Annotated in this window: 6 protein-coding genes; all 6 read left to right on the top strand. The window is 73.2% G+C overall.

The window, feature by feature from the left end:
• Positions 1–9: 9 nt before the first annotated feature.
• On the top strand, positions 10–17,562 hold the full coding sequence (locus AB0F82_RS22260; RefSeq protein ID WP_362630446.1) for an amino acid adenylation domain-containing protein: 17,553 nt from the start codon (positions 10–12) through the stop codon (positions 17,560–17,562).
• 2 nt (positions 17,563–17,564) lie between these two features.
• Positions 17,565–18,797, top strand: coding sequence for a cytochrome P450 (locus AB0F82_RS22255; RefSeq protein ID WP_362630443.1), 1,233 nt, complete (start codon positions 17,565–17,567; stop codon positions 18,795–18,797).
• Positions 18,798–18,843: 46 nt separating this feature from the next.
• A complete protein-coding gene (locus AB0F82_RS22250) occupies positions 18,844–20,046 on the top strand; it encodes a cytochrome P450 (RefSeq protein ID WP_362630440.1) in 1,203 nt (400 codons plus the stop codon).
• Positions 20,047–20,185: 139 nt separating this feature from the next.
• On the top strand, positions 20,186–21,400 hold the full coding sequence (locus tag AB0F82_RS22245) for an NAD(P)/FAD-dependent oxidoreductase (protein ID WP_362630437.1): 1,215 nt from the start codon (positions 20,186–20,188) through the stop codon (positions 21,398–21,400).
• Positions 21,397–24,600: a non-ribosomal peptide synthetase gene (locus AB0F82_RS22240; protein WP_362630434.1), complete on the top strand. Its 3,204-nt coding sequence runs from the start codon at positions 21,397–21,399 to the stop codon at positions 24,598–24,600. Before AB0F82_RS22245 ends, AB0F82_RS22240 begins: the two co-directional genes overlap by 4 nt.
• A gap of 57 nt (positions 24,601–24,657) precedes the next feature.
• Positions 24,658–25,917, top strand: a complete 1,260-nt coding sequence (locus AB0F82_RS22235; protein WP_362630431.1) for a cytochrome P450 — start codon at positions 24,658–24,660, stop codon at positions 25,915–25,917.
• Positions 25,918–25,952: the final 35 nt, after the last annotated feature.

Here is a 25,952-nt window from a genome sequence, read left to right as displayed (position 1 = left end):
ATGATCCCGTTGTCGTTCGCACAGCGTCGGTTGTGGTTCATCGACCGGTTCGAGGGGCCGTCGGCCACGTACAACGTCCCCTTCCTCGTGCGGTTGACGGGCGAGCTCGACCGGACCGCCCTGCGGTCGGCGGTGCGCGATGTCGTGGCCCGGCACGAGAGCCTCCGTACGCTCATCGTGGTCGACGAGCAGGGCGTGCCCTCGCAGCAGGTGCTGCCGGTGGACGGTGCGCTGCTGGACGTGCCGCTCGTGGAGGTCGCTCCCGACGCGCTCGACGAGGCCGTCCGCCAGGCGGCCCAGTACACCTTCGACCTGTCGGCGGAGATACCCGTCCGCGCCACCCTGCTGCGCTCCGGCGAGCGCGAGCACGTGCTGCTCCTGCTGGTGCACCACATCGCCAGCGACGGCGAGTCGATGGAGCCGCTCTCCCGCGACTTGGCCGCCGCCTACACCGCCCGGCTGCGCGGCGGGGCCCCGCAGTGGGCCGACCTGCCGGTGCAGTACGTCGACTACACGCTGTGGCAGCGCGAGCTGCTCGGCGACGAGAACGACCCCGGCAGCGTGGTCTCCACCCAGGTCGCGTACTGGAAGGACGAGCTCCAGGGCGTGCCGACACCGCTGCGCCTGTCCACGGACCGTCCGCGCCCGCCGGTGGCCAGCCACCGCGGCGACACGGTCGGCTTCCCGATCGACGCCGAGCTGCTCGCCGCCGTCGAAACCATGGGCCGCGAGAGGGACATGACCGTCCCGATGGTGCTCCAGGCCGCCCTCGCCGTGGTGCTCCAGCACCTGGGCGCCGGCCACGACATCGCCATCGGCTCCACCGTCGCCGGCCGCACCGACGACGAACTCGCCGACCTCGTCGGCTTCTTCGTCAACACCTGGGTGCTGCGCACGGACCTCTCCGGCGCCCCGACCTTCGACCGGGTGCTGGAGCAGGTGCGCCAGAAGGCGCTGACGGCCTACGACAACCAGGACGCGCCCTTCGAGCACCTGGTGGAGGTCCTCAACCCGGAGCGGTCCACCGCCTACCACCCCCTGTTCCAGGTCATGTTCACCTGGGAGAACGACGCCTGGATCGACCTGGAGCTGCCGGGGCTGGAGCGGGCGCGGTTCGAGGTGCTGGCCACCCCGACCGCCAAGTTCGACCTGGAGTTCAACTACTTCTCGGACCCCGAGGGCACGGGCATGCTCTGCTACCTGGAGTACGCCACCGACCTGTTCGACCGCTCCACGGCGCAGTCCGTCGTGGACCGCTACCTGCGGGTGATCCGTGAGGTCGTCGCCCGTCCGGACCGCCCGGTCGCCCTCGCTCCCGTCCTCGACCAGGACGAACTGGACACCCTAGTGGGCCAGTTCAACGACACCGCCGTCGAGCTGCCCCGGGTCACGGTCGGCGAGCTCTTCGAGCGGCAGGCCGCGGCCACCCCCGACGCGGTCGCGCTGGAGGCCGGGGACGAGACCCTCAGCTACCGCGAACTCGACGTGCGGGCCACGCGCATCGCGCGGGAGCTCGCCGCCCGCGGCGTCGGCGCCGAGACCCTCGTGGGCGTCGCCCTGCCGCGCACCGCGGACCTGGTGGCGGGCCTGCTGGGCGTGCTCAAGGCCGGCGGGGCCTACCTGCCGATCGACCCCAGATACCCCAGCCGCCGCCTCGACCTCATCCTGGAGGACGCCGCGCCCGCGCTGATCCTGACCGACGCGCAGACCGTCGGCGTGCTGCCGCGGACGCAGGTCCCGCAGCTGTTCGTCGGCGACATCGGCTCCGGCGACCCGCAGGAGGCGCAGGCCCCCGCCGTCGCCGGTGCCCGGCCGGGCCAGACCGCCTACGTCATCTACACCTCCGGCTCCACCGGTACGCCCAAGGGCGTCGCGATCACCCACGCCAACGTGGTCAACGACGTCATCGGGCTGGCCCGCGCGATCGGCGTCGGCGCCGGGACGCGCGTACTGGCCGGCACCTCGGTCAACTTCGACGTGTCCGTCTTCGAGATCTTCGCGACCCTCTGCTCCGGCGGCACCGTCGAACTGGTGCGTGATGCACTGGTGATCGGCGAGCGCGGCGGCTGGAGCGGCGGCGTGATCAGCACCGTGCCGTCCGTCTTCGCGGAACTGCTCGGCCAGGTGGGTGGCGACGGCATCCGCGTCGACACCGTGGTCTTCGCCGGTGAGGCGCTCCCCACCTCCCTCGTGCACCGCGTCCGCGAGGCGATCCCCGGCGTCCGCGTCGTCAACGCCTACGGCCAGAGCGAGTCGTTCTACGCCACCACCTTCGCCCTGCCCGCCGGCCAGGAGTGGGACGGCGCCGGCAGCGCCCCCATCGGCTCCCCGCTCGGCAACGTCCGCACCTACGTCCTCGGACCCGGACTGCGGCCCGTCCCGCCCGGCGTGGTCGGCGAGCTGTACGTCGCCGGCGAGATCGGCCGCGGCTACTTCGGCCGCGCCGCCCTGACCGCCGACCGTTTCGTCGCCGACCCCTACGGCGCTCCCGGATCGCGCATGTACCGCACCGGCGACCTGGCGCGCTGGAACACCGCCGGGCAGTTGGAGTACGCCGGCCGCGACGACGCCCAGATGAAGGTGCGCGGCTTCCGCATCGAGCCCGGTGAGATCGAGGCCGTCCTGACCGCCCACCCGGGCGTGGCCCAGGCCGTGGTCACCATCCGCGAGGGCCGCGGCAGCAAGCAGCTCGTCTGCCACGTCGTCCCGCTCGACGCCGACCAGGGCGGCTTCGGCACCGTCGCCAGCCTCGGCGACCTCGACGTCGACCTCACCACCAACGTGTCGGTGCGCGAGCTGCGGCGCTTCGCCGCGGGCCGGCTGCCCGAGTTCATGGTGCCGTCCGTGTTCGTCATGGTCGGCCGGCTGCCGCTGACCGCCAACGGCAAGCTCGACCTGGCGGCGCTCCCCGAGCCGGACTTCAGCGGCGGCGAGTACCGCGCCCCGCGCAACACTGCAGAGGAGGTCCTCGCCGCCGTCTACGCCGAGGTCCTCGGCCTCGACCGGGTCGGCATCGACGACGACTTCTTCGCCGTCGGCGGCGACAGCATCCGCTCCATCCAGGTCGTCTCCCGCGCCCGCGCCGCCGGCGTGGAAGTCAGCCCGCGCCAGATCTTCGACCACCGCACCGTCGCCGAACTGGCCGCGGTCGCCGTCCTCGGCGCCGAGGACGGCACCGGGCCGCAGCTCACCGAGCTCGACGGCGGCGGTACCGGCCGGATGCCGCTGCTGCCGATCGGCGAGTACCTGCTCGAACTGGGCGGGGACACCGACCGGTTCGCCATGGCCATGACCCTTCAGCTGCCCGAGGGCATCGACCGGGCCGCACTCGCCGCCACCCTCGGCGCGGTCCTGGACCGCCACGACGTCCTGCGCTCCCGGCTGGTCACCGGCGACGACGGCCCCGGCCTGGAGGCCGCCGAGCCCGGCACGGTCGACGCCGACGCGCTGATCCACCGCGTCGAGTGCGACGGCCGCTGGGACGAGCAGTGGTTCGAGCGGGCCACCGCCGAGCTGGACGCCGCCACCGGACGGCTGGACGCCGCGGCCGGCACCATGGCGCAGTTCGTCTGGTTCGCCCCGCAGAAGGGCGCCGGCCGGCTGCTGCTGGTCCTGCACCACTTCGTCGTCGACGGCGTGTCCTGGCGCATCCTGCTGCCGGACCTCGCCGCAGCCTGGGAGCAGGTCCGCCAGGGCCGAACCCCCGAGCTGCCCGGCACGGGCACCTCGGCCCGCCGCTGGGCACACGCCCTCGCCGACGAGGCGCGCACCCCCGAACGCGTCGCCGAACTCGCCCTGTGGCGCTCGGTCGTCGCGGGCCCCGACCCCCTCCTGGGCTCGCGCGTCCTGGACCCCGCCGTCGACGTCATGTCCACGGTGGACCACACCTGGCTCACGCTCCCCGTTCCGGTCACCGAGACCCTGCTGACCACCCTCCCGGCCGCCTTCCACGGCGGTGTCAACGACGGGCTGCTCGCCGCGCTGACCCTGGCCGTCGCCCGCTGGCGCCGGGCCCGCGGCATCGACGAGTCCTCCGCCCTGATCCGGGTCGAGGGACACGGCCGCGAGGAGGGCGTCGTCCCCGGCGCCGACCTGTCGCGCACCGTGGGCTGGTTCACCACCATGTTCCCCGTCCGCCTCGACCTCGCCGGGATCGACCTCGACGACGCGTTCGCGGGCGGCGCCGCCGCCGGCGCCGCGGTCAAGGCCGTCAAGGAGCAGTTGCTGTCGCTCCCGGACAAGGGCCTCGGCTACGGGCTGCTGCGGTACCTGAACCCGCAGACCGCCGACGTGCTGCGCCGGTACTCCACCGGCCAGATCGGCTTCAACTACCTCGGCCGCTTCTCCTCCTCGGACGTGCCCGAGCACCTGCGCGGCCTGGGCTGGACCCTCGCCGAGGGCACCACCGAGCTGATCGCGCAGCCGGGCGGCCGCATGCCGGCCCTCTCCACGCTGGACGTGGGCGCGCTCGTCACCGACACCGAGCAGGGGCCGCAGCTGCGCGCCCGCCTCGCCTACCCCGCGGGCCTGCTCGCCAAGGAGGACGTCGAGGAGCTCGCCGAGCTGTGGAGCACCGCCCTGCAGGCCCTGGCCCGGCACGCCGCCGCGCCCGGCGCGGGCGGCCTGACCCCCTCGGACGTACCGCTGGTCCGGGTGGGCCAGGACGAGATCGAGGCCTGGGAGGAGCGCCACCCCGGCCTGGAGGACGTATGGCCGCTGACCACCATGCAGTCCGGTCTGCTCTTCCACGCCCAGCTCGCCGGCTCCACCTTCGACGCCTACCAGATGCAGCTCGTCTTCCACCTCGCCGGCGAGGTCGAGCCGGCCCGCATGCGGGCCGCCGGCCAGGCGCTCCTCGACCGTTACGCCACCCTCCGCGCCGCGTTCGTCCACGACGCGGCGGGGGACCGGGTGCAGGTCGTACGCGACCGTGTGGAGCTGCCCTGGCAGTACCTCGACCTCAGCGGGTTCGGTGAGGAGGGCCGCGAGGAGGCGCTGAAGCGCTTCCTGTCGGAGGACCACGCCTCGCACTTCGACCTGACCCGGCCACCGCTCGTACGGATGTCCCTCGTCATGATGGCGCCCGACCGCTGGGAGCTCGTCTTCACCGCCCACCACGTCCTCTTCGACGGGTGGTCCATCCCGGTCCTCATGCAGGACCTGCTGCGGCTCTACGGCTCCGAGGGCGACGCCTCCGCGCTGCCGCGGGTGCCGGTCTACCGCGACTTCCTGGTGTGGCAGGCCGGCCAGGACCGCGAGGCCTCCGCCCGCGCCTGGACCGCCGAGCTCGCCGGGGTCGAGTCGCCGACGCTGATCGCCCCGGACGCGGGCGCCGCGTCCGACCCGGCCGGCATCGGCCAGATCGACATCCCGCTGTCCGCGGACGCCGCCCGCGACCTCGGCCGGCGCGCCGCCGAACTGGGCCTCACCCTCAACACCCTCGTCCAGGGCACCTGGGCGCTCGTCCTCGCCGGACTCACCGGCCGCCAGGACGTCGTCTTCGGCGCCACCGTCTCCGGCCGCCCTCCCGTCGTCCCCGGCGTCGACGCCATGGTCGGCCTGTTCATCAACACCCTGCCCGTCCGGGTGGACTGCACCCCGGGCGCCACCCTCGGCGGTCTGCTGCGCGACCTGCAGAACCGGCAGAGCGCCCTGCTCGACCACCACCACCACGGGCTGCTGGACATCCACCGCTCGGTCGGGCTGAACGTCCTCTTCGACACCCTCGTCGGCTTCGAGTCGTACCCGATCGACGGCGTCGCCATCAAGGAGGCCAACTCCGCCGCGGGCATCTCGATCACCGGCATCAGCCCGCTCAGCGGTGCCCACTACCCGCTGGTCGTGATGGCCTTCGCCGACCCGCACCTGCGCGTCGCCCTCCAGTACCAGCACCACCTCTTCGACCCGGAGACCGTCGAGGGCATCGCCGCCCGCTTCGCGCGGATCCTCCAGGAGCTCGTGGCGGACCCGGACGCCCGCGTCGGCTCGGTGCACGTCCTGGAGTCCGCCGAGCGCGCGACCGTCCTGGACGAGTTCAACGGCACCGCCGTCGCCGTCCCCGGCAAGACCGTCCCCGCCCTGTTCCAGGAGCGCGCCGCCGCGGCCCCGGACGACATCGCCGTCGCCTCCGGCAGCCGCACCCTCACCTACCGCGAGCTGGACACCCGGGCGAACCGGCTGGCCCGCGTCCTGGCCGCCCGCGGCGTCGGCCAGGAGTCCGTCGTCGGCGTGGCCCTGCCGCGCTCGCCCGAGCTGATCGTCGCCCTGCTGGCCGTCCTCAAGGCCGGCGGCGCCTACCTGCCGGTGGACCCCGACTACCCGGCCGAGCGCATCGGCTTCATGCTGGCCGACGCCGCTCCGGCGCTGCTCCTGGCGGACTCCGAGACCGTCGCGGGCCTGCCCGACGGAGCCTGCCCGCACCTCGTCCTCGACGACGCCGACACCGCCGCCGCCGTCGACGCGGCCTCCGGCGACGCCCCTGCCGCCGCCGACCACGGGCGCGTCGACCAGCTCGCGTACGTGATGTACACCTCCGGCTCGACGGGCCTGCCCAAGGGCGTCGGCGTCACCCACCGGGCCGTCGCCGGCCTGGCGCTGGACCGCCGGTACCGCGGCGGCGCCCACCGGCGGGTCCTCGTCCACTCCGCGCAGTCCTTCGACGCCTCCACCTACGAACTGTGGGTCCCGCTGCTCGGCGGCGGCACCGCCGTGGTGGCCCCCGTCGGCAAGCTCGACGCCGGAGCCCTGGCCGCCGTCATCACCGAGCAGCAGATCACGGCCCTGTGGCTGACCGCCGGCCTGTTCAAGGTCATCGCCGACGAGAACCCGGAGTGCTTCGCCGGGGTGGCCGAGGTGTGGACCGGCGGCGACGTCGTCTCCCCGGCCTCGGTGACCCGCGCGCTGCGGGCCTGCCCCGGCCTGAAGGTCGTCGACGGCTACGGCCCGACCGAGACCACCACCTTCGCCACCACCCACCCCATGCCCGACCCGGAGACGGTCGGCGAGCCGATCCCGATCGGCCGCCCCATGGACAACATGCGGGTCTACGTCCTCGACGCGGGCCTGCGCCCCACCCTCCCCGGCGTCCCCGGCGAGCTGTACATCGCCGGCGCCGGCCTGGCCCGCGGCTACGCCCACCGCTCCGCCCTGACCTGCGAACGCTTCGTGGCCTGCCCCTTCGGCGTCCCCGGCGAGCGCATGTACCGCACCGGCGACGTCGTGGCCTGGACGGCGGACGGCGAACTCGTCTTCCAGGGCCGCGCCGACACCCAGGTCAAGATCCGCGGCTTCCGCATCGAGCCCGCCGAGGTGGAGGCCGCCCTGGCCACCCACCCCGGCGTCGCCCAGGCCGTCGTCACCTGGAACGAGGACCGGGCCGGCGAACGCCGACTGGTCGGGTACGTGGTCCCGCGCGTCGACGGATCCGACACCTCCGGTGCCGAGGAGCAGGTCGACGAGTGGGAGGAGATCTACGACGACCTGTACGCCGTCTCCGACGCCGCCTGGGGCGAGGACTTCACCGGCTGGAACTCCAGCTACACCGGCGGAACGCCCATCGCCCTGGACGAGATGGCGGTGTGGCGCGACGCCGCGGTGGAGCAGATCACCAACTGGTCGCCGCGCCGCGTGATGGAGATCGGCGTTGGCACCGGCCTGCTGATGTCCCAGATCCTCGGGCAGGTGGAGGAGTACTGGGGGACCGACATGTCGGCCGCCGTCGTCGACCGGCTGCTCGTGCAGGTCGACGGGACCGGCTTCGGCGACCGGGTGCACCTGCGCCACCAGAACGGGGACGACGTCCGCGGGCTGCCGCGCGAGCACTTCGACCTCGTCGTCATCAACTCGGTCGTGCAGTACTTCCCCGACGCCGAGTACATGGACCGGGTCCTGGCCGGCGCGATGGACCTGCTGGCCCCCGGCGGGCGCGTCCTCGTCGGCGACGTCCGCAACGCCGCCACGCTGCGGCTCTTCCGCAGCGGCGTGCAGCGCGCACTGCACCCCGAGGCGTCCGCCTCGGTCGGCCGCGCCGCCGTCGCCCGCGCGATCCTCATGGAGAAGGAACTCGTCCTCGACCCCGAGTGGTTCACCCGCTGGGCCGAGCGGCACGGAGCGGGCGGCGTGGACATCCGGCTGAAGGCCGGCCGCCCCCACAACGAGCTGACCCGCCACCGCTACGAGGTCCTGCTGCACAAGGCGCCCGTCGCCGCGACCGACCTGCGCGACGTCCCGGCGCTGCGCTGGGGCCGCCAGGTCGAGGACTTCTTCGGCCTGGAGGAGTTCGTCCGCGGCCACGGCGAGCAGCCCGTACGCGTGACCCGCATCCCCAACGCCCGGCTCGCCGACGAGGTCGAGTCCGCCGCCGCGGTCGGCGTGATCGAGGCGCCCGCCACCGCCGGCCCCGTCCTCGACCCGCAGGACCTGCGCGAATGGGCCGCCGAGCGCGGCTGGGGCGTACTGCTCACCTGGTCGGCCGCCGCGGCCGAGTGCTTCGACGCGGTGATCGTCCCCGCCGGACCCGTCACCGACCAGGTCTTCACCGGCGGCTTCACGCCCTCGGGCCGCGCCGACCGGGTCCTGGCCAACGAGCCCGCCGCCGCCGGCCGGATCGGCACGCTCGTCGGCGCCCTGCGCGGCTACCTCCAGGAACGGCTCCCGGACCACCTGGTGCCGTCCTCCGTCGTCGCCATCGCCGAAGTGCCGCTGACACCCAACGGGAAGCTGGACCAGCGGGCCCTGCCCGCCCCGGACTTCGCGGCCGCCGCCACCGGCCGGGCCCCGCGCACCCCGCAGGAAGAGGTCCTGTGCGGCCTGTTCGCCGCGGTCCTGGGCCTGGACCGGGTCGGCATCGACGACGACTTCTTCGCCCTGGGCGGCCACTCCCTGCTCGCCACCCGCCTCGTCAGCCGGATCCGGCAGGTCCTCGACGTCGAACTGCCCATCAGGGTCGTCTTCGAGGCCCCGACCGTCGTCGAGCTGGTCGAGCACCTCGCGGCCGGCGCGCCCGTCCGGGCCCCGCTGCGGCGCACCGCCGAGCGCCCGGACTCCGTACCGCTGTCGTTCGCCCAGCGCCGCCTGTGGTTCATCGACCGGTTCGAGGGCCCCTCGGCCACCTACAACGCCCCCTTCCCGCTCCGCCTCACCGGCGAGCTGGACCTGCCGGCCCTGCGGGCGGCGCTGCGCGACGTCGTCGCCCGCCACGAGAGCCTGCGCACGCTGATCGTCGAGGACGCCGACGGCGTCCCGGCCCAGCACGTGCTGCCGGCCGACGAGGCGGGCCTGCAGGTCCCGCTCGTGGAGGTGGCCCCCGGCGGCCTGGCCGACGCCATGGCCGAGGCCTCGGCGCACCTCTTCGACCTGGCCACGGAGATCCCGGTCCGCGCCCCCGTGCTCCGTCTCGGAGAGCGGGAGCACGTCCTGGTCCTGCTCATCCACCACATCGCCAGCGACGGCTCCTCCATGGCCCCGCTTGCCCGCGACCTCGCCACCGCGTACGCGGCCCGCAAGGACGGCGGCGCCCCGCAGTGGGCGGAGCTCCCCGTCCAGTACGTCGACTACACGCTGTGGCAGCGCGACGTGCTCGGCGACGAGGAGGACCCGGCCAGCGCGCTCGCCGCGCAGGTCGGCTACTGGCGGGAGGAGCTGGCGGGCGTGCCGCAGCCGCTCCAGCTCGCCTCCGACCGGCCGCGCCCGGCCAAGGCCTCCCACCGCGGCGGTTCCGTCGAGTTCGCCCTCGCCCCCGAGGTGGCGGCCGCGGTCGAGGACCTGGCGCGCCGCAGCGGTGCGACCTCCTCGATGGTGCTCCAGGCCGCGCTGGCCGTCCTGCTGCACGGACTCGGCGGCGGCGACGACCTCACCATCGGCTCGCCCATCGCCAACCGCACCGACGAGGCCCTCGCGGAACTCGTGGGCTTCTTCGTCAACACGTGGGTGCTGCGCGTCGACCTGTCGGGCAACCCCGCGTTCACGGAGCTGCTGGAGCGCGTGCGGGCCAAGTCCCTGGCCGCGTACGACAACCAGGACGTGCCCTTCGAGCGGCTGGTGGAGGTCCTCAACCCCGAGCGGTCCACCGCCTACTCCCCGCTGTTCCAGGTGATGTTCGCCTGGCAGAACTTCGCCCGGAAGGACTTCGCGCTGCCGGGTCTGCAGGTGGAGTTCGAGCGGGTCCGCACCGAGACCGCCAAGTTCGACCTGTTCTTCAACATGGCCGATCTGCCCGGGATGGGCGTGGTGGGCCTCCTGGAGTACGCCACCGACCTGTTCGACCGGGAGACGGCCCAGGCCGTCGCCGACCGCTTCGTACGGGTCGTGGGCCTGTTGGCCGCCGCCCCCGAGCAGCGGGTGGCATCCGTCGAGCTGGTGGACGGAGCCGAACGCGAGCTGGTGCTGCACGGCTTCAACGCCACGCAGGAGCCGACCCCCGAGGTCACCGTGCCCGCCCTGTTCGAGCTCCAGGCCGCGCGGCGGCCCGACGCGGTCGCGCTGGTGTGCGGCGAGGAGTCGCTGACCTACCGCGAGCTGGACGAGCGGGCGAACCGGCTGGCCCGTGAGCTCGGCCGGCACGGCGTGGGCCCCGAGCGCGTGGTGGGCGTCGCCCTGCCGCGCACGGCGGACCTCGTCGCGGCCCTGCTGGGCGTGATGAAGGCCGGCGGCGCCTACCTGCCGATCGACCCGAAGTACCCCAGCCGGCGCCTGGAGCACATCCTGGCCGACGCCCGGCCGGCGCTGGTGCTGACGGACGCGGCCACCGCCGGGATCCTGCCGGAGTCCGGGACCACCCGCCTGTACCTCGGCGACCTGGCCCTCGGGGCTCCCGCCGACACCGCCGCCGCCGCGCCCGCGGCCGCGCTGCCCGGCAACGCCGCCTACGTGATGTACACGTCCGGCTCGACGGGCGTCCCCAAGGGCGTCACCGTCACCCACGCCAACGTCGTCAACGGCGTGCTGCGGCTCGCCGACGCCGTCGGCGTGGACTGCGGCACCCGCACCCTCGCCGCCGCCTCCGTCAACTTCGACGTCTCCGTCTTCGAGGTCTTCACCACGCTGACGGCGGGCGGCACGGTCGAACTGGCCCGCGACGTCCTCGTCGTCGGCGAGCGGGGCGGCTGGACCGGCGGTGTCATCAGCACCGTCCCCTCCGTCTTCGCCGAACTCCTCGACCAGGTCGAGGGGAAGATCACCGCGGACGCCGTGGTGTTCGCCGGCGAGGCACTGCCCGCGTCCCTGGCAGCCCGCGTCCGCGAAGCCGTCCCGGGCGTCCGGGTGGTCAACGCCTACGGACAGACCGAGAGCTTCTACGCGAGCACCTTCGTGCTCCCGGCCGACGGGGAGTGGGACGCCGGGCACACCGCCCCGATCGGCGCGCCCCTGGGCAACATGCGCGCGTACGTCCTGGGAGCCGGCCTGGCACCGGTGCCCGTGGGCGCCGTCGGCGAGCTCTACGTCGCCGGCAACATCTCCCGCGGCTACCACGGCCGCGCCGCACTGACCGCCGAGCGCTTCACGGCCGACCCGTACGGTGCGCCCGGAACGCGGATGTACCGCACCGGCGACCTGGCCCGCAGGCGGGCCGACGGGCAGCTGGAGTACGTCGGCCGCGGCGACGCCCAGCTCAAGATCCGCGGGTTCCGCATCGAGCCCGGCGAGATCGAGGCGGCTCTGACCGCCCACCCCGGCGTCGAACACGCCGTGGTGACCGCGCAGAGCGCCCCCGACGGGTCCAAGCGCCTCGTCGGCTACGTGGTCGGCGCGCCGGACTCCGGCGGCCAGGTCGACGCGCAGGGCCGCTTCGAGGCCGACATGACCTCCGGCCTCACCATGCGCGAGCTGCGCCGCTTCATCACGGGCCGGCTGCCCGAGTTCATGGTCCCCGCCGTGCTCGTACCGCTCGACCGGCTGCCGCTGGCGCCCAACGGCAAGCTGGACCGCGCGGCGCTGCCCGAGCCGGACTTCACCGGTGAGAGCTACCGCGCCCCGCGCAACCGGACCGAGGAGGTCCTCGCCTCGGTCTACTCGGAGGTCCTCGGCCTGGAGCGGGTCGGCATCGACGACGACTTCTTCGCCGTCGGCGGCGACAGCATCCGCTCCATCCAGATCGTCTCCCGGGCGAAGGCCCAGGGCGTCGTGGTCAACCCGCGGCAGATCTTCGAGCTGCGGACGGTCGCCGAGCTGGCCGCCGCCGCGGGCGCCCAGGACCTCGGCCCGGCCCTCGCGGAACTGGAGGGCGGCGGTACCGGCTCCATGCCGCTGGCGCCCATCGCGAAGTACATGCTCGAACTCGGCGGCAGCTTCGACCGGTTCTCCATGTCCGCGGCGCTCGAACTGCCCGAGGGCATCGACGGGGACGGCCTGACCGCCGTACTGAACGCGGTCCTCGACCACCACGACGTCCTGCGCTCCCGCCTCGTCCTCGACGCGGGCGGCAGCCTGGACGTCGCCGCCCCCGGCACGGTCGACGCGGCCGCGCTGGTGCGGCGGGTGGCCTGCACCGGCACCTGGGACGGGGCGTGGCTGGAGACGGCCAGGGCCGAACTGGACGCCGCGACCGGCCGGCTGGACCCGGCCGCCGGCACCATGGCCCAGTTCGTCTGGTTCGCCCCCGAGCAGGGCGCGGGCCGGCTCCTGGTGGTCCTGCACCACCTCGTCGTCGACGGGGTGTCCTGGCGCATCCTCCTGCCCGACCTCGCCACCGCCTGGGAGCAGGTCGAGGCCGGCTCCGCCCCCGCCCTGCCCGCGGTCGGCACCTCGGCCCGCCGCTGGGCGCACGCACTGCTCGACGAGGCCTCCGACCCGGACCGCATCGCCGAACTCGCCCAGTGGTCGGAGCTGCTCGACTGCGACGACCCGGTCCTCGGCACACGGCCGCTGGACCCGGCGGTGGACGTCATGTCCACCGTGGAGTCGGTCTCCCTGGAGCTCCCGGAGCAGGTCACCGAGACACTGCTGACGACCCTGCCCACCGCCTTCCACGGCGGCGTCAACGACGGCCTGCTGGCCGCGCTCGCCCTCGCGGTGACGCAGTGGCGCGCCGAGCGGGGCGTCGAGGCGTCCTCGACGCTGATCCGGCTGGAGGGCCACGGCCGCGAGGAGCAGGTCGTGCCCGGCGCCGACCTTTCCCGTACGGTCGGCTGGTTCACCAGCATGTTCCCCGTACGGCTCGACCTCGCCGGACACGACGTGCAGGAGGCGATCTCCGGCGGCGCCGCCGCCGGCGGCGTCCTCAAGGCCGTCAAGGAACAGCTCCTCGCCGTCCCCGACAAGGGCGTCGGCTTCGGCCTCCTGCGCCACCTCAACCCGTCCACCGCCGCCGAGCTCGACTGGCGCCCGACCCCCCAGATCTCCTTCAACTACCTGGGACGGGTCGCCGCCGGAACCCCCTCCGACGGGCGGCAGGGTGCCGGCTGGAACCTGGCCGCCGACGCGCTCGGCCTCGCCGCCGACCTCGACGCCGACATGCCCGCACTGTCGACCGTCGAGATCAGCGCCTACGTCACCGACACCCCCGACGGCCCCCGGTTCAACGCCCGCGTCTCCTACCCGGCGGGCCTCCTCGACCGGACCGAGGTGCGGGAACTCGCCGACCTGTGGGTGCGCGCCCTGGAGGGCTTCGCCCACCACGTCACCACCCCCGGCGCCGGCGGTCTCACCCCGTCCGACGTCCCGCTCGTCCGCCTCACCCAGAGCGAGATCGAAGGCTGGGAGGAGCAGTACCCGGGCCTGGCCGACGTCTGGCCGCTGACCCCGCTCCAGTTCGGCCTGCTCTTCGAGACCATGCGCCTGGACGAGGACGCCTTCGACCCGCACATCGTGCAGGTGGCCTTCCACGTCCAGGGCCCGGTCGACCCGGCCCGGATGCGGGTGGCGGCGCAGGCTCTCCTGGACCGGTACGCCAACCTGCGCACCGCCTTCGTCACCGACGCGAACGGCGACCTCACCCAGCTCGTGCTCGACAGGGTCGAACTGCCCTGGCGGGTCGCCGACCTGCGCGGCCTCGACGAGAGCGCCCGCGAGGAGGGGCTGGAGGGGATCCTCGCCGAGGACCACTACGCGCAGTTCGACCCGGCGAAGCCGCCGATGCTGCGCGCCTCGCTGGTCCAGCTCGCCGAGGAGACCTCCGAGCTGGTGCTGACCGTGCACCACGCCCTCTTCGACGGCTGGTCCTTCCCCCTGCTCGTACGGGACCTCGCGTACCTGTACGCCTCCGAGGGCGACGCCTCCGGGCAGCCGCGCGTGCCCGAGTACCGGGAGTTCCTGCGCTGGCTGTCCCGGCGGGACGACAAGGCCGCCGCGGCGGCCTGGGCCAAGGAGATGCAGGGCGTCGGCGAGCCCACCCTGCTCGCCGCCGAGACCCCCGCGGACGGCGGCGACGACGCCCGCGTCGGACAGGTCGACGTCCCGCTGCCGCTGGACGAGGCCCGCGCCCTGAAGAAGCGCGCCGCCGAACTGGGCGTGTCCATGGGCACCCTGGTCCAGGGCGTCTGGGCGCTGATGCTCGGACAGCTCACCGGCAAGCGCGACGTCATCTTCGGAACGACCGTCTCCGGCCGTCCGGCAGAGGTGCCCGGCGTCGACCAGATGGTGGGCCTGTTCGTCAACTCCCTGCCCATCCGCGCCGAGTACGCGCCGAGCGACACGCTCGCCCAGGTACTGCAGAACCTCCAGGAGCGCCAGACCGCGCTGTTGGACCACCACCACTTCGGGCTGCACCGCATCCAGCGGGAGGCCGGCCTGAAGGAGCTCTTCAACACCATCGTCCTCTTCCAGTCCTTCCCCGTCGACAAGGAGGCACTGGGCGCGGCCAACACCGCGGCGGGCGTCTCCTTCACCGGGATCCGGCCCTCCGCCGGCGCCGCCTATCTCGTGGGCCTCGCCGCCGACGCCGAGCCCTACCTGCGCATGATCCTCCAGTACCAGCGGCAGGACATCAGCGCGCGGACGGTGGAGCGGATCGCCGAGCGGGTCCTGCACATCCTGCGGCAGCTCATCGCCGACCCGCACATCCCGGTGGGTGCGCTGGACGTCCTGCACGAGGCGGAACGCGACCGGCTCCTGCTCGACTTCAACCGGACGCGGACACAGGAGCCGGGGCTCACCCTGCCCGCCCTGTTCGAGCGGAAGGCCGCCGAGGCACCGGAGGAGATCGCGGTCCTCTTCGAGGACCAGAAGGTGACCTACGGGGAACTGGACGCGCGGGCCAACCGGCTGGCGCGGACCCTCGTCGAACGCGGCGTCGGACCGGAGACGGTCGTGGGCGTGGCCCTGCGGCGCTCCCCGCAGTGGCCGGTCGCGGTCCTCGCCGTGATGAAGGCGGGCGGCGCCTACCTGCCGCTCGACCCGGCCTACCCGGCCGACCGGCTCACGTACATGGTCGAGGACTCCGGGACCGGGCTGATCCTGGTGGACCGGGCGACGTCCGATCGGCTGCCCGACCTCCCGTCGGAGCTGCTGACGCTGGACGACCCGGAGTTCGCCGCGGGCCTGGACGGCAGGGACGGAGCACCTCTGACCGACGCGCAGCGAACGGGCCGGCTGGTGGTGGCCAACACCGCGTACGTCATCTACACCTCGGGCTCCACGGGCCGGCCCAAGGGCGTGGCCGTCACGCACACCGGCTTCGCCAACATGGTCGCCGAGGTGACGGGGCTGCTGGGCATCACCGCCCGCAGCCGGGTCCTGCAGTTCGCCTCGCCGAGCTTCGACATCTCCGTCGGCGAGATGTGCATGTCCCTCTTCGCCGGGGGAGCCCTGGTCATGGCGGACCCGGACCGGCTCGCCCCCGGCGCCCCGCTCGCCGAGACCGCCGACGCGTTCGGGGTGACCCACGCGATCCTGACGCCCACGGTGCTCGCCGCCATGCCCGCCGGATCACTGTCCACCGTCGAGGCGCTGATGGTGGCCGGCGAGGCCACCTCGCCGGAGCTGGTCGCCACCTGGTCGGCCGGGCGCCGGATGTTCAACGGCTACGGACCGACGGAGACCACCATCGGCGCGACGGCCGGCGAGCTCACCGCCGACGCCGTCGTCTCGATCGGCAGGCCCATCCGCAACACCCGCGTCTACGTACTGGACTCCGCGCTGCGACCGGTCCTGCCGGGCGTGCCCGGCGAGCTCTACATCGCCGGCGCGGGACTGACCCGCGGCTACGTCGGCCGGCCGGACCTGACCGCCCAGCGGTTCACGGCCTGCCCGTTCGGGGAGCCCGGCGAGCGCATGTACCGGACCGGCGACCTCGTCGAGTGGAGCCGGGACGGCGAGCTCCTCTTCCGCGGCCGCACCGACAACCAGATCAAGGTGCGCGGCTACCGCATCGAGCTCGGCGAGATCGAGACGGCCCTCGCGGCCCACCCGACCGTGGACCACGGCGTCGTGACCGCCCGCGACAACCTGGCCGGCGACAAGCAGCTCGTCGCCTACGTCATCCCCGCCCAGGGCGAGAGCGTGGTGGCCGAGGACCTGCGCAAGCACCTCACCAGCCGCATGCCGGAGTACATGGTGCCGTCCGCGTTCGTCACCCTGGAGCGGCTGCCGCTCACCCCGAACGGCAAGCTCGACCGGGACGCCCTCCCGGACCCGGAGTACACCGGCGGAGTCGACTACCGCGCGCCGCGCAACCCGCTCGAGACCACTCTGGCGAAGCTGTTCGCCGAGGCGCTCGAACTGGAGCGGGTCGGCATCGACGACGACTTCTTCGACCTGGGCGGCCACTCGCTGCGCCTGACCAAGCTCATCAGCCGCATCCGCGCGGTCCTCGGGGCGAAGGTGCCCATCCGCGTGATGTTCGGGGCCACCACGGTGGCCAAGCTCGCCGAGTACCTGGAGTCCCAGGTCAAGACGGCCCGGGCGCCCGTCTTCGCGGACCCCTTCGCGGTGGTCCTGCCGATGCGGACCGAGGGGTCCAAGGCGCCCCTGTGGTTCGTCCACCCGGGTGTCGGACTGTGCTGGTCCTACGTGGGCCTCGCCCAGCTCCTCGGGGACCGGCCGGTGTACGGCATCCAGGGCCGCGGCTTCGACGGCACCGGCCGGGCCGAGTCCACGCAGGCGATGCTCGACGACTACCTGGAGCAGGTCCTGAAGGTCCAGCCGGAGGGCCCCTACCACCTGGTGGGCCACTCCACGGGCGGCACCTACGCCCACGCCCTCGCCGCCGAACTGAAGCGGCGCGGACACGAGGTGGCGCTGCTGGCCCTCATGGACAGTCCGCCGAGCGGCTGGTTCCGGCACATCGAGGACCCGGTGAACATGCCGGAGGTCCGCGAGTTCTTCGAGGAGTTCTTCATCGGCTCCGGCGTGGACGAGGACCGCGAGGCCCTGGTGGAGAACGGCAGCCACCTGTTCAAGTCGCACGCCGAGATGCTCCTGGAATGGGACTCGCCCGTCTACGACGGCGACGCGGTCTTCTTCAACGCCACCCAGAACCCGGACGAGTCCTACGCGGCCATCTGGGCCGCGCACATCGGCGGCACGGTCCACGAGTACGACATCGACGCCACGCACATGGGCATGCCGAAGGCCCGGCCCGCGGCCGAGATCGCCCGCATCATCAACCAGCACCTCGGGGGGAACTGAAAATGACCGGGACATCAGCCGGCGCGGAGGAGAAGGAGGCGGCGGCCTTCGTCGACCGCCTGGGCATCAATGCGGACTTCTTCTGGCTGCGCGGGCACCGGCCCGAGCACCCGGTCGAGGTCGACGACTACGGCATCGTCAACGTCTACGGATACAAGGAGGTGCTGGAGGTCGTCGGCAACCCGGGGACGTTCTCCAGCGATGTCGCCGAACTCATCGCCGGCGACGTGGAGATCGACCCCGAGTTCAGCGACGGCACCCTCCTGCAGTCCGACCCGCCGGACCACACCAAACTGCGCAAGATCATCAGCAAGGCGTTCACCCGCGGGATGGTCGCGGCCCTGGAGCCGCGGATGGTCGAGATCACCCACGAACTGCTCGACGCGGTCGACGGCCGGGACAGCATCGAGATGGTGGACGACCTGGCCTACCCGATGCCGATCATCGTCATCTCCGAGCTGCTCGGCGTCCCGCAGAGCGACCGCGACCTGTTCAAGACGTGGGTCGACCGCATGGCCCACAGCGCGGTCGCCCTCACCTCCGGCGAGCGCGACCTCGACGAGGACGTCGACGCCCAGGCCGCCATGCGCGTGGTCCCGGAGATGTTCCAGTACCTGCGCGAACACGCCGCCGAGCGCCGGACCAAGCCCCGCGAGGACCTGCTGACCAAGCTCGTCGAGGCGGAGGTCGACGGCGAGCGGCTCAGCGACAACGCGGTGGTGAACTTCGCCAACGAGCTGCTCGTCGTCGGACACGCCACCACCAGCGCGCTCCTCGGCAACACCCTCCTGTGCCTGGACGCCCACCCGGAGCACCTGGCCGCGGTCCGCGGGAACCCCGACCTCACCCCCGGCCTGATAGAGGAGTCCCTGCGCTACCTCAGCCCCATCGCGACGGCCTACAAGGCGTGCGTCGCCGAGGGCGAGCTGGCCGGCGTCCCGGTCCACCCGGGCCAGCTCGTCGCCATCTCCCTCTCGGCGGCCAACCGCGACGAGCGCATGTTCGCCCGCCCGCACGTCTTCGACCCGTACCGCGACCCCAATCCGCACATCGGGTTCGGCCGGGGCATCCACTTCTGCCTCGGCGCCCCGCTGGCGCGGATGGAGGGCCGGATCGCCACCGACATCCTGCTGGACCGCTTCCCGAAGATGCGGACGGACCCGGACAACCCGCCGGCCTTCCTGCCGCTGCCCCACGTCATCTCGACCTCGGAGCTCCCGCTCCTCGTCCGATGAGGCGCCGACCCGAGGCCCGTGACCGGGCCACCGAAGGAGACCCCCGATGACCCCCGCGAGCAGCCCCCTCGACAAGTGGGAGATGCATCCACGGCACTTCTGGCTGCGCGGCATCCAGCCCCAGGCGCCCGTCGAGTACGACGCCGAGGTCGGGATGTGGCACGTCTACGGCTACCCGGAGACGCTGGAGATCCTCAGCGACCCCGCGACGTACTCCTCCGAGGTCGCCGCGCGCTACGTCAGCCCGGAACAGGCGGCCGTCGCCTTCGACGGCAACCTCACCCAGGCCGACCCGCCGGAGCACCAGAAGCTGCGCAAGCTGGTCGGGCGCACCTTCACCCTGAAGATGGTCGCCGAACTCGAATCGCGCATCGCCGCCCTCACCCACGAACTGCTCGACCGGATCGAGGGGGACACCTTCGACCTCGCCGAGGCCCTCGCCTACCCGCTGCCCGTGATCGTCATCTGCGACATGCTCGGCATCCCCCGCGAGGACCGCGAACTGCTCAAGGAATGGGCCGACCAGTCGCTCATGGCGAGCACCCAGCTCACCACGCACCAGGGCGACAAGGCGCAGGAGGAGTCCCTCGACACCCAGGCCGAAGCGGCCATGGCGATGGGCTTCTACATCCTCGAACTGGTCACCGCCCGGCGCGCCCGGCCGCAGGACGACCTGCTGTCCCGGCTCGTCGAGGCGGAGGTCGACGGCGAACGGCTCACCGACCGGCAGATCGTCAACTTCGCCAACCTGCTGATCTCGGCCGGCCACATCACCACCACCATGCTGCTGGGCAACACCGTCCTGTGCCTGGACGCCTTCCCCGACGTCGACGAACGGGTACGCAAGGACCGGTCGCTGGTGCCGACCCTGCTGGAGGAGTCCCTGCGCTACCTGAGCCCGCTGGCCGCGGGCTACCGGGTCACCACGCGCGACGTGGAGATCGCCGGCGTGAAGGTGCCCGAGGGCGATGTGCTGGAGGTCTGGTTCTCGGCCGCCAACCGCGACGCCCGGGTCTTCGAGGACCCGGACGTCTTCGACCCGGCCCGCACCCCCAACCCGCAGATCGGGTTCGGCCGGGGCATCCACTTCTGCCTCGGCGCCCCTCTCGCACGGCTGGAGGGCCGGGTGGCCATGAACATCCTGTTCGACCGCTTCCCGAAGCTGCGGGTGGACCCGGACGACAAGCCGACCTTCCTCACGTCCCCGGAGTTCACCGGGGTCTGGCGGCTCCCGATCCGGGTCGGCTAGGGCCTCGTCCGGCACCCCCCACCCCGCACGACCCCGTGAGGCATGCGCCGGCCGGCGCGTCGGCGCATGCCGCACGGGCCGTCTCCACTGGGCACGACGACACCGGCCACCGGAGCCGGCGCAGGACAAGGAGCATCTCTTGACCCACTACGACGTGATTGTGGTCGGCGCGCGCTGCGCCGGGGCTCCGGCCGCGATGCTGCTCGCGCGCGCCGGCTACCGGGTGCTCATGGTGGAGCGGGGGACCTTCCCCAAGGACACCCTCTCCACGCTCTACATCCACCAGCCCGGCGTCGCCGCCCTCGCCCGGTGGGGCCTGTTGCCCGCGGTGCGGGACACCGGCGCCCCCGCCCTCGACCACGTCCGCTACACCCACGGCGACATCCGCCTCGAAGGGTGCTCCTGGGCGGCCGACGGGCAGCGCGCCGCCTACGCGCCGCGCCGCTACCTGCTCGACCCGATCCTCGCGCGGGGCGCCGTCGACGCGGGCGTGGAGTTCCGTGAGAACTGCGCGGTGAGCGATCTCGTCTTCGACGGTGACCGCGTCGTCGGCGTCCGGCTCGGTGCCGCCGCGGGCGGGGCGGTGGAGCGGGCCACCCTCGTCATCGGCGCCGACGGCATGCGCTCGACCGTGGCGGCCAAGGCCGGCGCCCCGATGATCGCCGAGGACCCCACCTCGACCTGCGCCTACTACTCGTACTGGTCGGGCCTGCGGCCCGGCTTCCGGCTGTTCGACACCCCCGGCCACTGGGTCGGCACCGTCCCCACCAACGACGGCGCCACGCTCGTCGCCGGCTACTTCCCGCAGGAGCAGTTCAGGAGCGTGCGCGGCGACGCCCTGAACGCGCTGCTCACGAACGTCGAGAAGACGGCCCCCGAGCTGCGCGAGGAGATGGCCGCGGGCGCCCGCCTCGAACGCGTCTACGGCACCGGCGACCAGCGCAACTTCTTCCGGCAGGCCGCAGGGCCCGGATGGGCGCTCATCGGGGACGCCGGCCACCACAAGGACTCGATCACCGCCCGCGGCATCACCGACGGCTTCTTCCAGGCCCAGCTGCTCGCGGACTGCATCGGGGACGGCCTCCACGACCCCGACCGGCTGCGTGCGGCGCTGCACGCTTTCGCCGAACGCCGGCTGGAGGCCCTCATGCCCGAATACCACGCCACCTTGAAGACGGCCCGCCTCGACCCGCCGCCGCACCACGTCGAACTGCTGCGGGCCATCGCCACCAGCAGCGACCTGACCGACCGGTACTTCTCGACGCTCTCCGGTGTCTGCCCGATCGACGAGTTCGTCACCCCCGAACTGCTCGACCTGATGGAAGAGATGGAAATGAAAGGACTGAACGGATGACCGACGGGACGACCGACGGGAGGGCCGTCGGGACGGCCGGCGACGACCGGACGCCGCTCACCTTCGGGCAGGAGCTCATCCGCTCCGGGCACCGCGCCGGGCAGGAGGGGGTGTACGGCCACCACCCGGTCGTCGCCCTCCGGCTGACCGGCACGCTGGACCGGGTCGCGCTCACCTGCGCCCTGCGGGGCCTGGTCGCCCGGCACGAGCCGCTGCGCACGACGTTCACGGGGAGCGGCACCGCGGCCGGCACCGGCGGCACGTCCGGCGCGCGTGTCTGGCCGGCGGGCCCCGTCGAGCTGGAGTACGCCGACCTCACGGCGCCCGGCGCGGCGAGTGACGGGCTCGAAGCCCGCGTCACGGAACTGGCCGCCCGCCCCCACGACCTCGCCTCCGGTCCGCTGCTGCGCTCGCTCCTGATCCGTCTCGGCGCCGACGAGCACGTGCTGGTGCTGACTGTCCACCGCATCGCCGCCGACACCCGCTCCCGCACGATCATCACCGCCGAGCTTCCCGAGCTGTACGCCGCCGCCGTCACCGGGCGGACCGCCCGGCTCCCCGAACTGCCCGTCCGGTACGCGCAGTACGCCGCCGAGCAGCGCGCCCGCGTCACCGACGCCGAGCTCGCCGCACAGCTGGACCACTGGCGCGGCCGGCTGGCCGGCCTGCCCGCACTGCGGCTGCCCACCGACCGGCCCCGGACCCGGGCGCGCGGTGCAGCGGCCGCCCGCCACGGCTTCCGCGTACCGGTCAGGGCCGCGCACGGGCTCGCCGAAGCGGCCCGCGCCCACGGCGGCACCCTGTTCGCGGGCCTGTTCGCCGCCTGCCAGGTGCTGTTCTCCCGGCACACCGGCCAGGAGGACCTGGCACTGGGCACCCTGGCAGCCGGCCGCCCCCGGCCCGTGCTCCACGGCCTGGTCGGCGCGTTCGACAACCCCCTCCTGGTCCGCGGCCTCATACGCCCCGACGCACCGTTCACCGAGGTGCTCGCGGGGGCCTGCGCCGCGCTCGCAGAGGCCCACGCCCACCAGGACGTCCCCTTCGAGCGGGTGCGCGCCGCCCTCGGCGAGGGCAAGGACGCCGGAGACACTCCCGACGTGCAGGTGATGGTGGCGCTCCGCGGGGCAGGCGAGGCCGCCGAACCGGCGCAGAGCCCCGCGCTGGCCGTGCGCACCGTCCAGCCGCCCGGCGTACCCGCCGCCCACGACATCACCGTGGAGTTCACCGAGACCGGCTCCGGCGACCTGGCCGGCGTACTGGAGTACGATGCCGCGCTCTTCGACCCGGTCACCGTTGAGGTGCTGGCCCGCCACCTGTCGGTCCTGCTCGACGCCGCCGCCGCCGACCCCGCGCGGTCCGTCGGGGAACTCCCCCTCGCCGACGAGGAGGAACTGCGCCTGCTCACCACCGAGTGGGCCGTCAACCGCGCCGACTTCCCGGCCGAGAGCTGCGTGCACGAACTCGTCGCCGAGCAGGCGCGCCTGCGTCCCGACGCGGTCGCCGTCACCGCCGGCCTGGAGACCCTGACCTACGCGGAACTGGACGCCCGCGCGGGCCGCCTGGCCAACCTGCTCGTCGCCGACGGCGTCCGGCCCGGCACCTTCATCGCCGTCTGCCTGCCCCGCGGCCCCGAGCTCATCACCGCCCTGCTCGCCGTCCTCAAGGCCGGCTGCGCCTACCTGCCGCTCAACCCCGACTACCCGCAGGACCGGCTCGGCTTCATGCTCTCCGACGCCGGGGTGCCGCTCTGCCTCACCGAGTCCTGGCTGACCGGCAGACTGCCGTCCGCCGGCACCCGGATGATCTGCCTCGACGAGCAGGACGAGGCCCTCGCCGCCCAGCCGGCCCAGACGCCGGCCGTCGCCGTCACCGCCGACGATCCCGCCTACATCATGTACACGTCCGGCTCGACGGGCACGCCCAAGGGGGCCGTGATCGGTCACCGTTCGGTCGTCCGGCTCTTCTGCAACGCCGACTGGGTCCGGCTCGGCCCCGACGACGTCATGGCCCAGGGCTCCGACGTCACCTTCGACGCGGCCACGTTGGAGATCTGGGGACCGCTGCTCGCCGGCGGCCGGATGGCCGTCATCGACAAGGACACCCTCCTCGACCCGGCCGAGCTCACCGCCGCGCTGCGCCGGCACGGCGTCACCACCCTGTTCGTGACCACCGCCGTGTTCAACCAGATCGTCGCCGCCGACCCCTGCGCCTTCGGCGCGCTGCGCCACGTGCTCTTCGGCGGCGAGGCGGCCAATTCGGTACGGGTGGCCGAGGTCCTGGCGGCCGCCCCGCCGCAGCGGCTGGTGAACCTCTACGGGCCGACCGAGACCGCCGTCCTCGGCACCTGGCACCTCATTCGCGAGGCCGACGAGCACATGCCCGTCCCGATCGGCCGGGCCGTCGCGAACACCACCGCCTACGTCCTCGACGACCGGCTCCGGCCGGTGCCGATCGGGGTGGCGGGCGAGCTGTTCATCGCGGGCCCCGGAGTGGCCCGGGGCTACCTCAACCGGCCCGGACTGACCGCCGACCGCTTCCTGGAGAACCCGCTCGGCGAAGCCCCCGACCACCGGATGTACCGGACCGGGGACCTCGTGCGCTGGACCAGCGCAGGCGTCATCGAGTACGTCGGACGGGCCGACCACCAGGTCAAGGTGCGCGGCTACCGCATCGAGCCCGGGGAGATCGAACTCGTCCTCCAGCAGCATCCCGATGTCGGCGTGGCCCTCGTCGTGGCCCTGGCCGACGGCGAGCACAAGCGCCTCGTCGGCTACGTGACCCCCGGCGCGACCGGACGCCGCCCGCAGCCGGCACAGCTGCGGGAGTTCGTCTCGGCCCGGCTGCCCGTCCACATGGTGCCGTCCGCCGTGGTGTGCCTGGAGCAGTTCCCGCTCACCCCGAGCGGCAAGGTCGACCGCAAGGCCCTGCCCGCCCCGGAGCACGCCGCCGCCCCCGCCGGGGCCGGGGCACCCCGTACCGGCACCGAGCGGCTGCTCGCCCAGATCTGGTCCGACGTCCTCGGCGTCCCCGCCGTGGGGGTCACCGACAACTTCTACGAGCTCGGCGGCGACTCCATCCTCGGCATCAGGGTGGTCGCCCGGGCGAAGAAGGCCGGCCTGGTGATCTCCGCGAAGGACGTCTTCCGCAAGCAGACGATCGCCGAACTCGCCACCACCGCCGTCGCGGCGGAAGCCGCCTGAGGCCTGACCCTGCCGCGGCCCCGCTCCGGGGCCGCGGTTTTTCGGAGGAGAAGCACCATGACCGCCCCCACCCTGCAGGCCGCCGCGCCTGCCGCCCCGGCCGAAGCGGCCGACCCGGCAGCCTTCGACCTCACCGACCCCCAGACGTTCGACGACAACGACCCGCACGAGATGTGGCGGCCGTTCCGCGCGCACAACCCCGTCTTCTGGCACGCCCCCAGGGACGGCAGGCCCGGCTTCTGGGTCCTCACCAAGTACGACGACATCATGGCGGCCTACCGCGACAACAAGCGGTACACCTCCGAGCGCGGCAACGTCCTCAGCACCCTCCTGCTGGGCGAGGACTCCGCGGCGGGCAAGATGCTCGCCGTCACCGACGGCCCGCGCCACCGCGAGATCCGCAACCTGATGATGAAGTCGTTCTCGCCGCGGGTCCTGGCCCCGGTCGTCGAGAACGTCCAGCAGCTCACCGACCGGCTGATCTCGGAGGCCGTCGAGGAGGGCGAGGTCGACTTCGTCACCGCCGTCGCCGACCGGATCCCCATCCACACCATCGGCGACCTGATGGGCATCCCCGCCGGCGACCGTGAACAGCTCGTGGACTGGAACGCCCAGACTCTGTCCCGGTACAGCGCCGACGACGGAGAGGAGGTCTCGCTGATGGCGCGCAACGAGATCATCCTCTACATCTCCGGCCTGATGGCCGAGCGCCGCCGCAACCCCGGCGAGGACGTCCTCAGCACGCTGGCCACGGCCACGATCGACGGCGAGCCCCTCACCGAAGAGGAGATCATCTACAACGCGTACAGCCTGATCCTGGGCGGTGACGAGTCCAGCCGGGCCACCGCTTCCGGGATCGTCCACGCCTTCAGCCAGTACGGGGACCAGTGGCGCCGGCTGAAGAACGCGGAGGTCACCCTGGAGAGCGCCACCGAGGAGGTCATGCGCTGGACCACCCCGACGATGCACTTCGGCCGGCACGCCCTGGTGGACATCCCCATCCGCGGCCACGTCGTCAAGGCCGGCGAGATCGTCACACTGTGGAACAGCTCGGCCAACTTCGACGAGGACGCCTTCAGCGACCCCTACACCTTCGACCTGGGCCGCACCCCCAACAAGCACGTGAGCTTCGGCCACGGACCGCACTTCTGCCTCGGCGCGTACCTGGGCCGCGTCCACATGATCTCCATGCTGGAGTCGCTGCGCACCCGGGTGTCCGGCATCGAACTCCTCGCCCCGCCCACCCGCCTCTTCTCCAACTTCGCCAACGGCCACGCCACCCTGAAGGTCCGCCTCACCCCGGAGTCCCGCACCTGACGTTCCCCTCGCGCGGAGCGGACCCACCGCGAAAG

The organism is Streptomyces virginiae (assembly GCF_040638905.1).
GTDB lineage: Bacteria > Actinomycetota > Actinomycetes > Streptomycetales > Streptomycetaceae > Streptomyces > Streptomyces virginiae_B.
Note: the sequence above shows the minus strand (reverse complement) of the source record. Positions and strands in the feature narration are given on the sequence as shown.

What these genes read in the sequence shown, in the direction of transcription:
- AB0F82_RS22240 (WP_362630434.1), top strand. Translation starts at nt 21,397, where the DNA reads ATGACCGACGGGACGACCGACGGGAGGGCCGTCGGGACGGCCGGCGAC.
- AB0F82_RS22250 (WP_362630440.1), top strand. Translation starts at nt 18,844, where the DNA reads ATGACCCCCGCGAGCAGCCCCCTCGACAAGTGGGAGATGCATCCACGG.
- AB0F82_RS22235 (WP_362630431.1), top strand. Translation starts at nt 24,658, where the DNA reads ATGACCGCCCCCACCCTGCAGGCCGCCGCGCCTGCCGCCCCGGCCGAA.
- AB0F82_RS22255 (WP_362630443.1), top strand. Translation starts at nt 17,565, where the DNA reads ATGACCGGGACATCAGCCGGCGCGGAGGAGAAGGAGGCGGCGGCCTTC.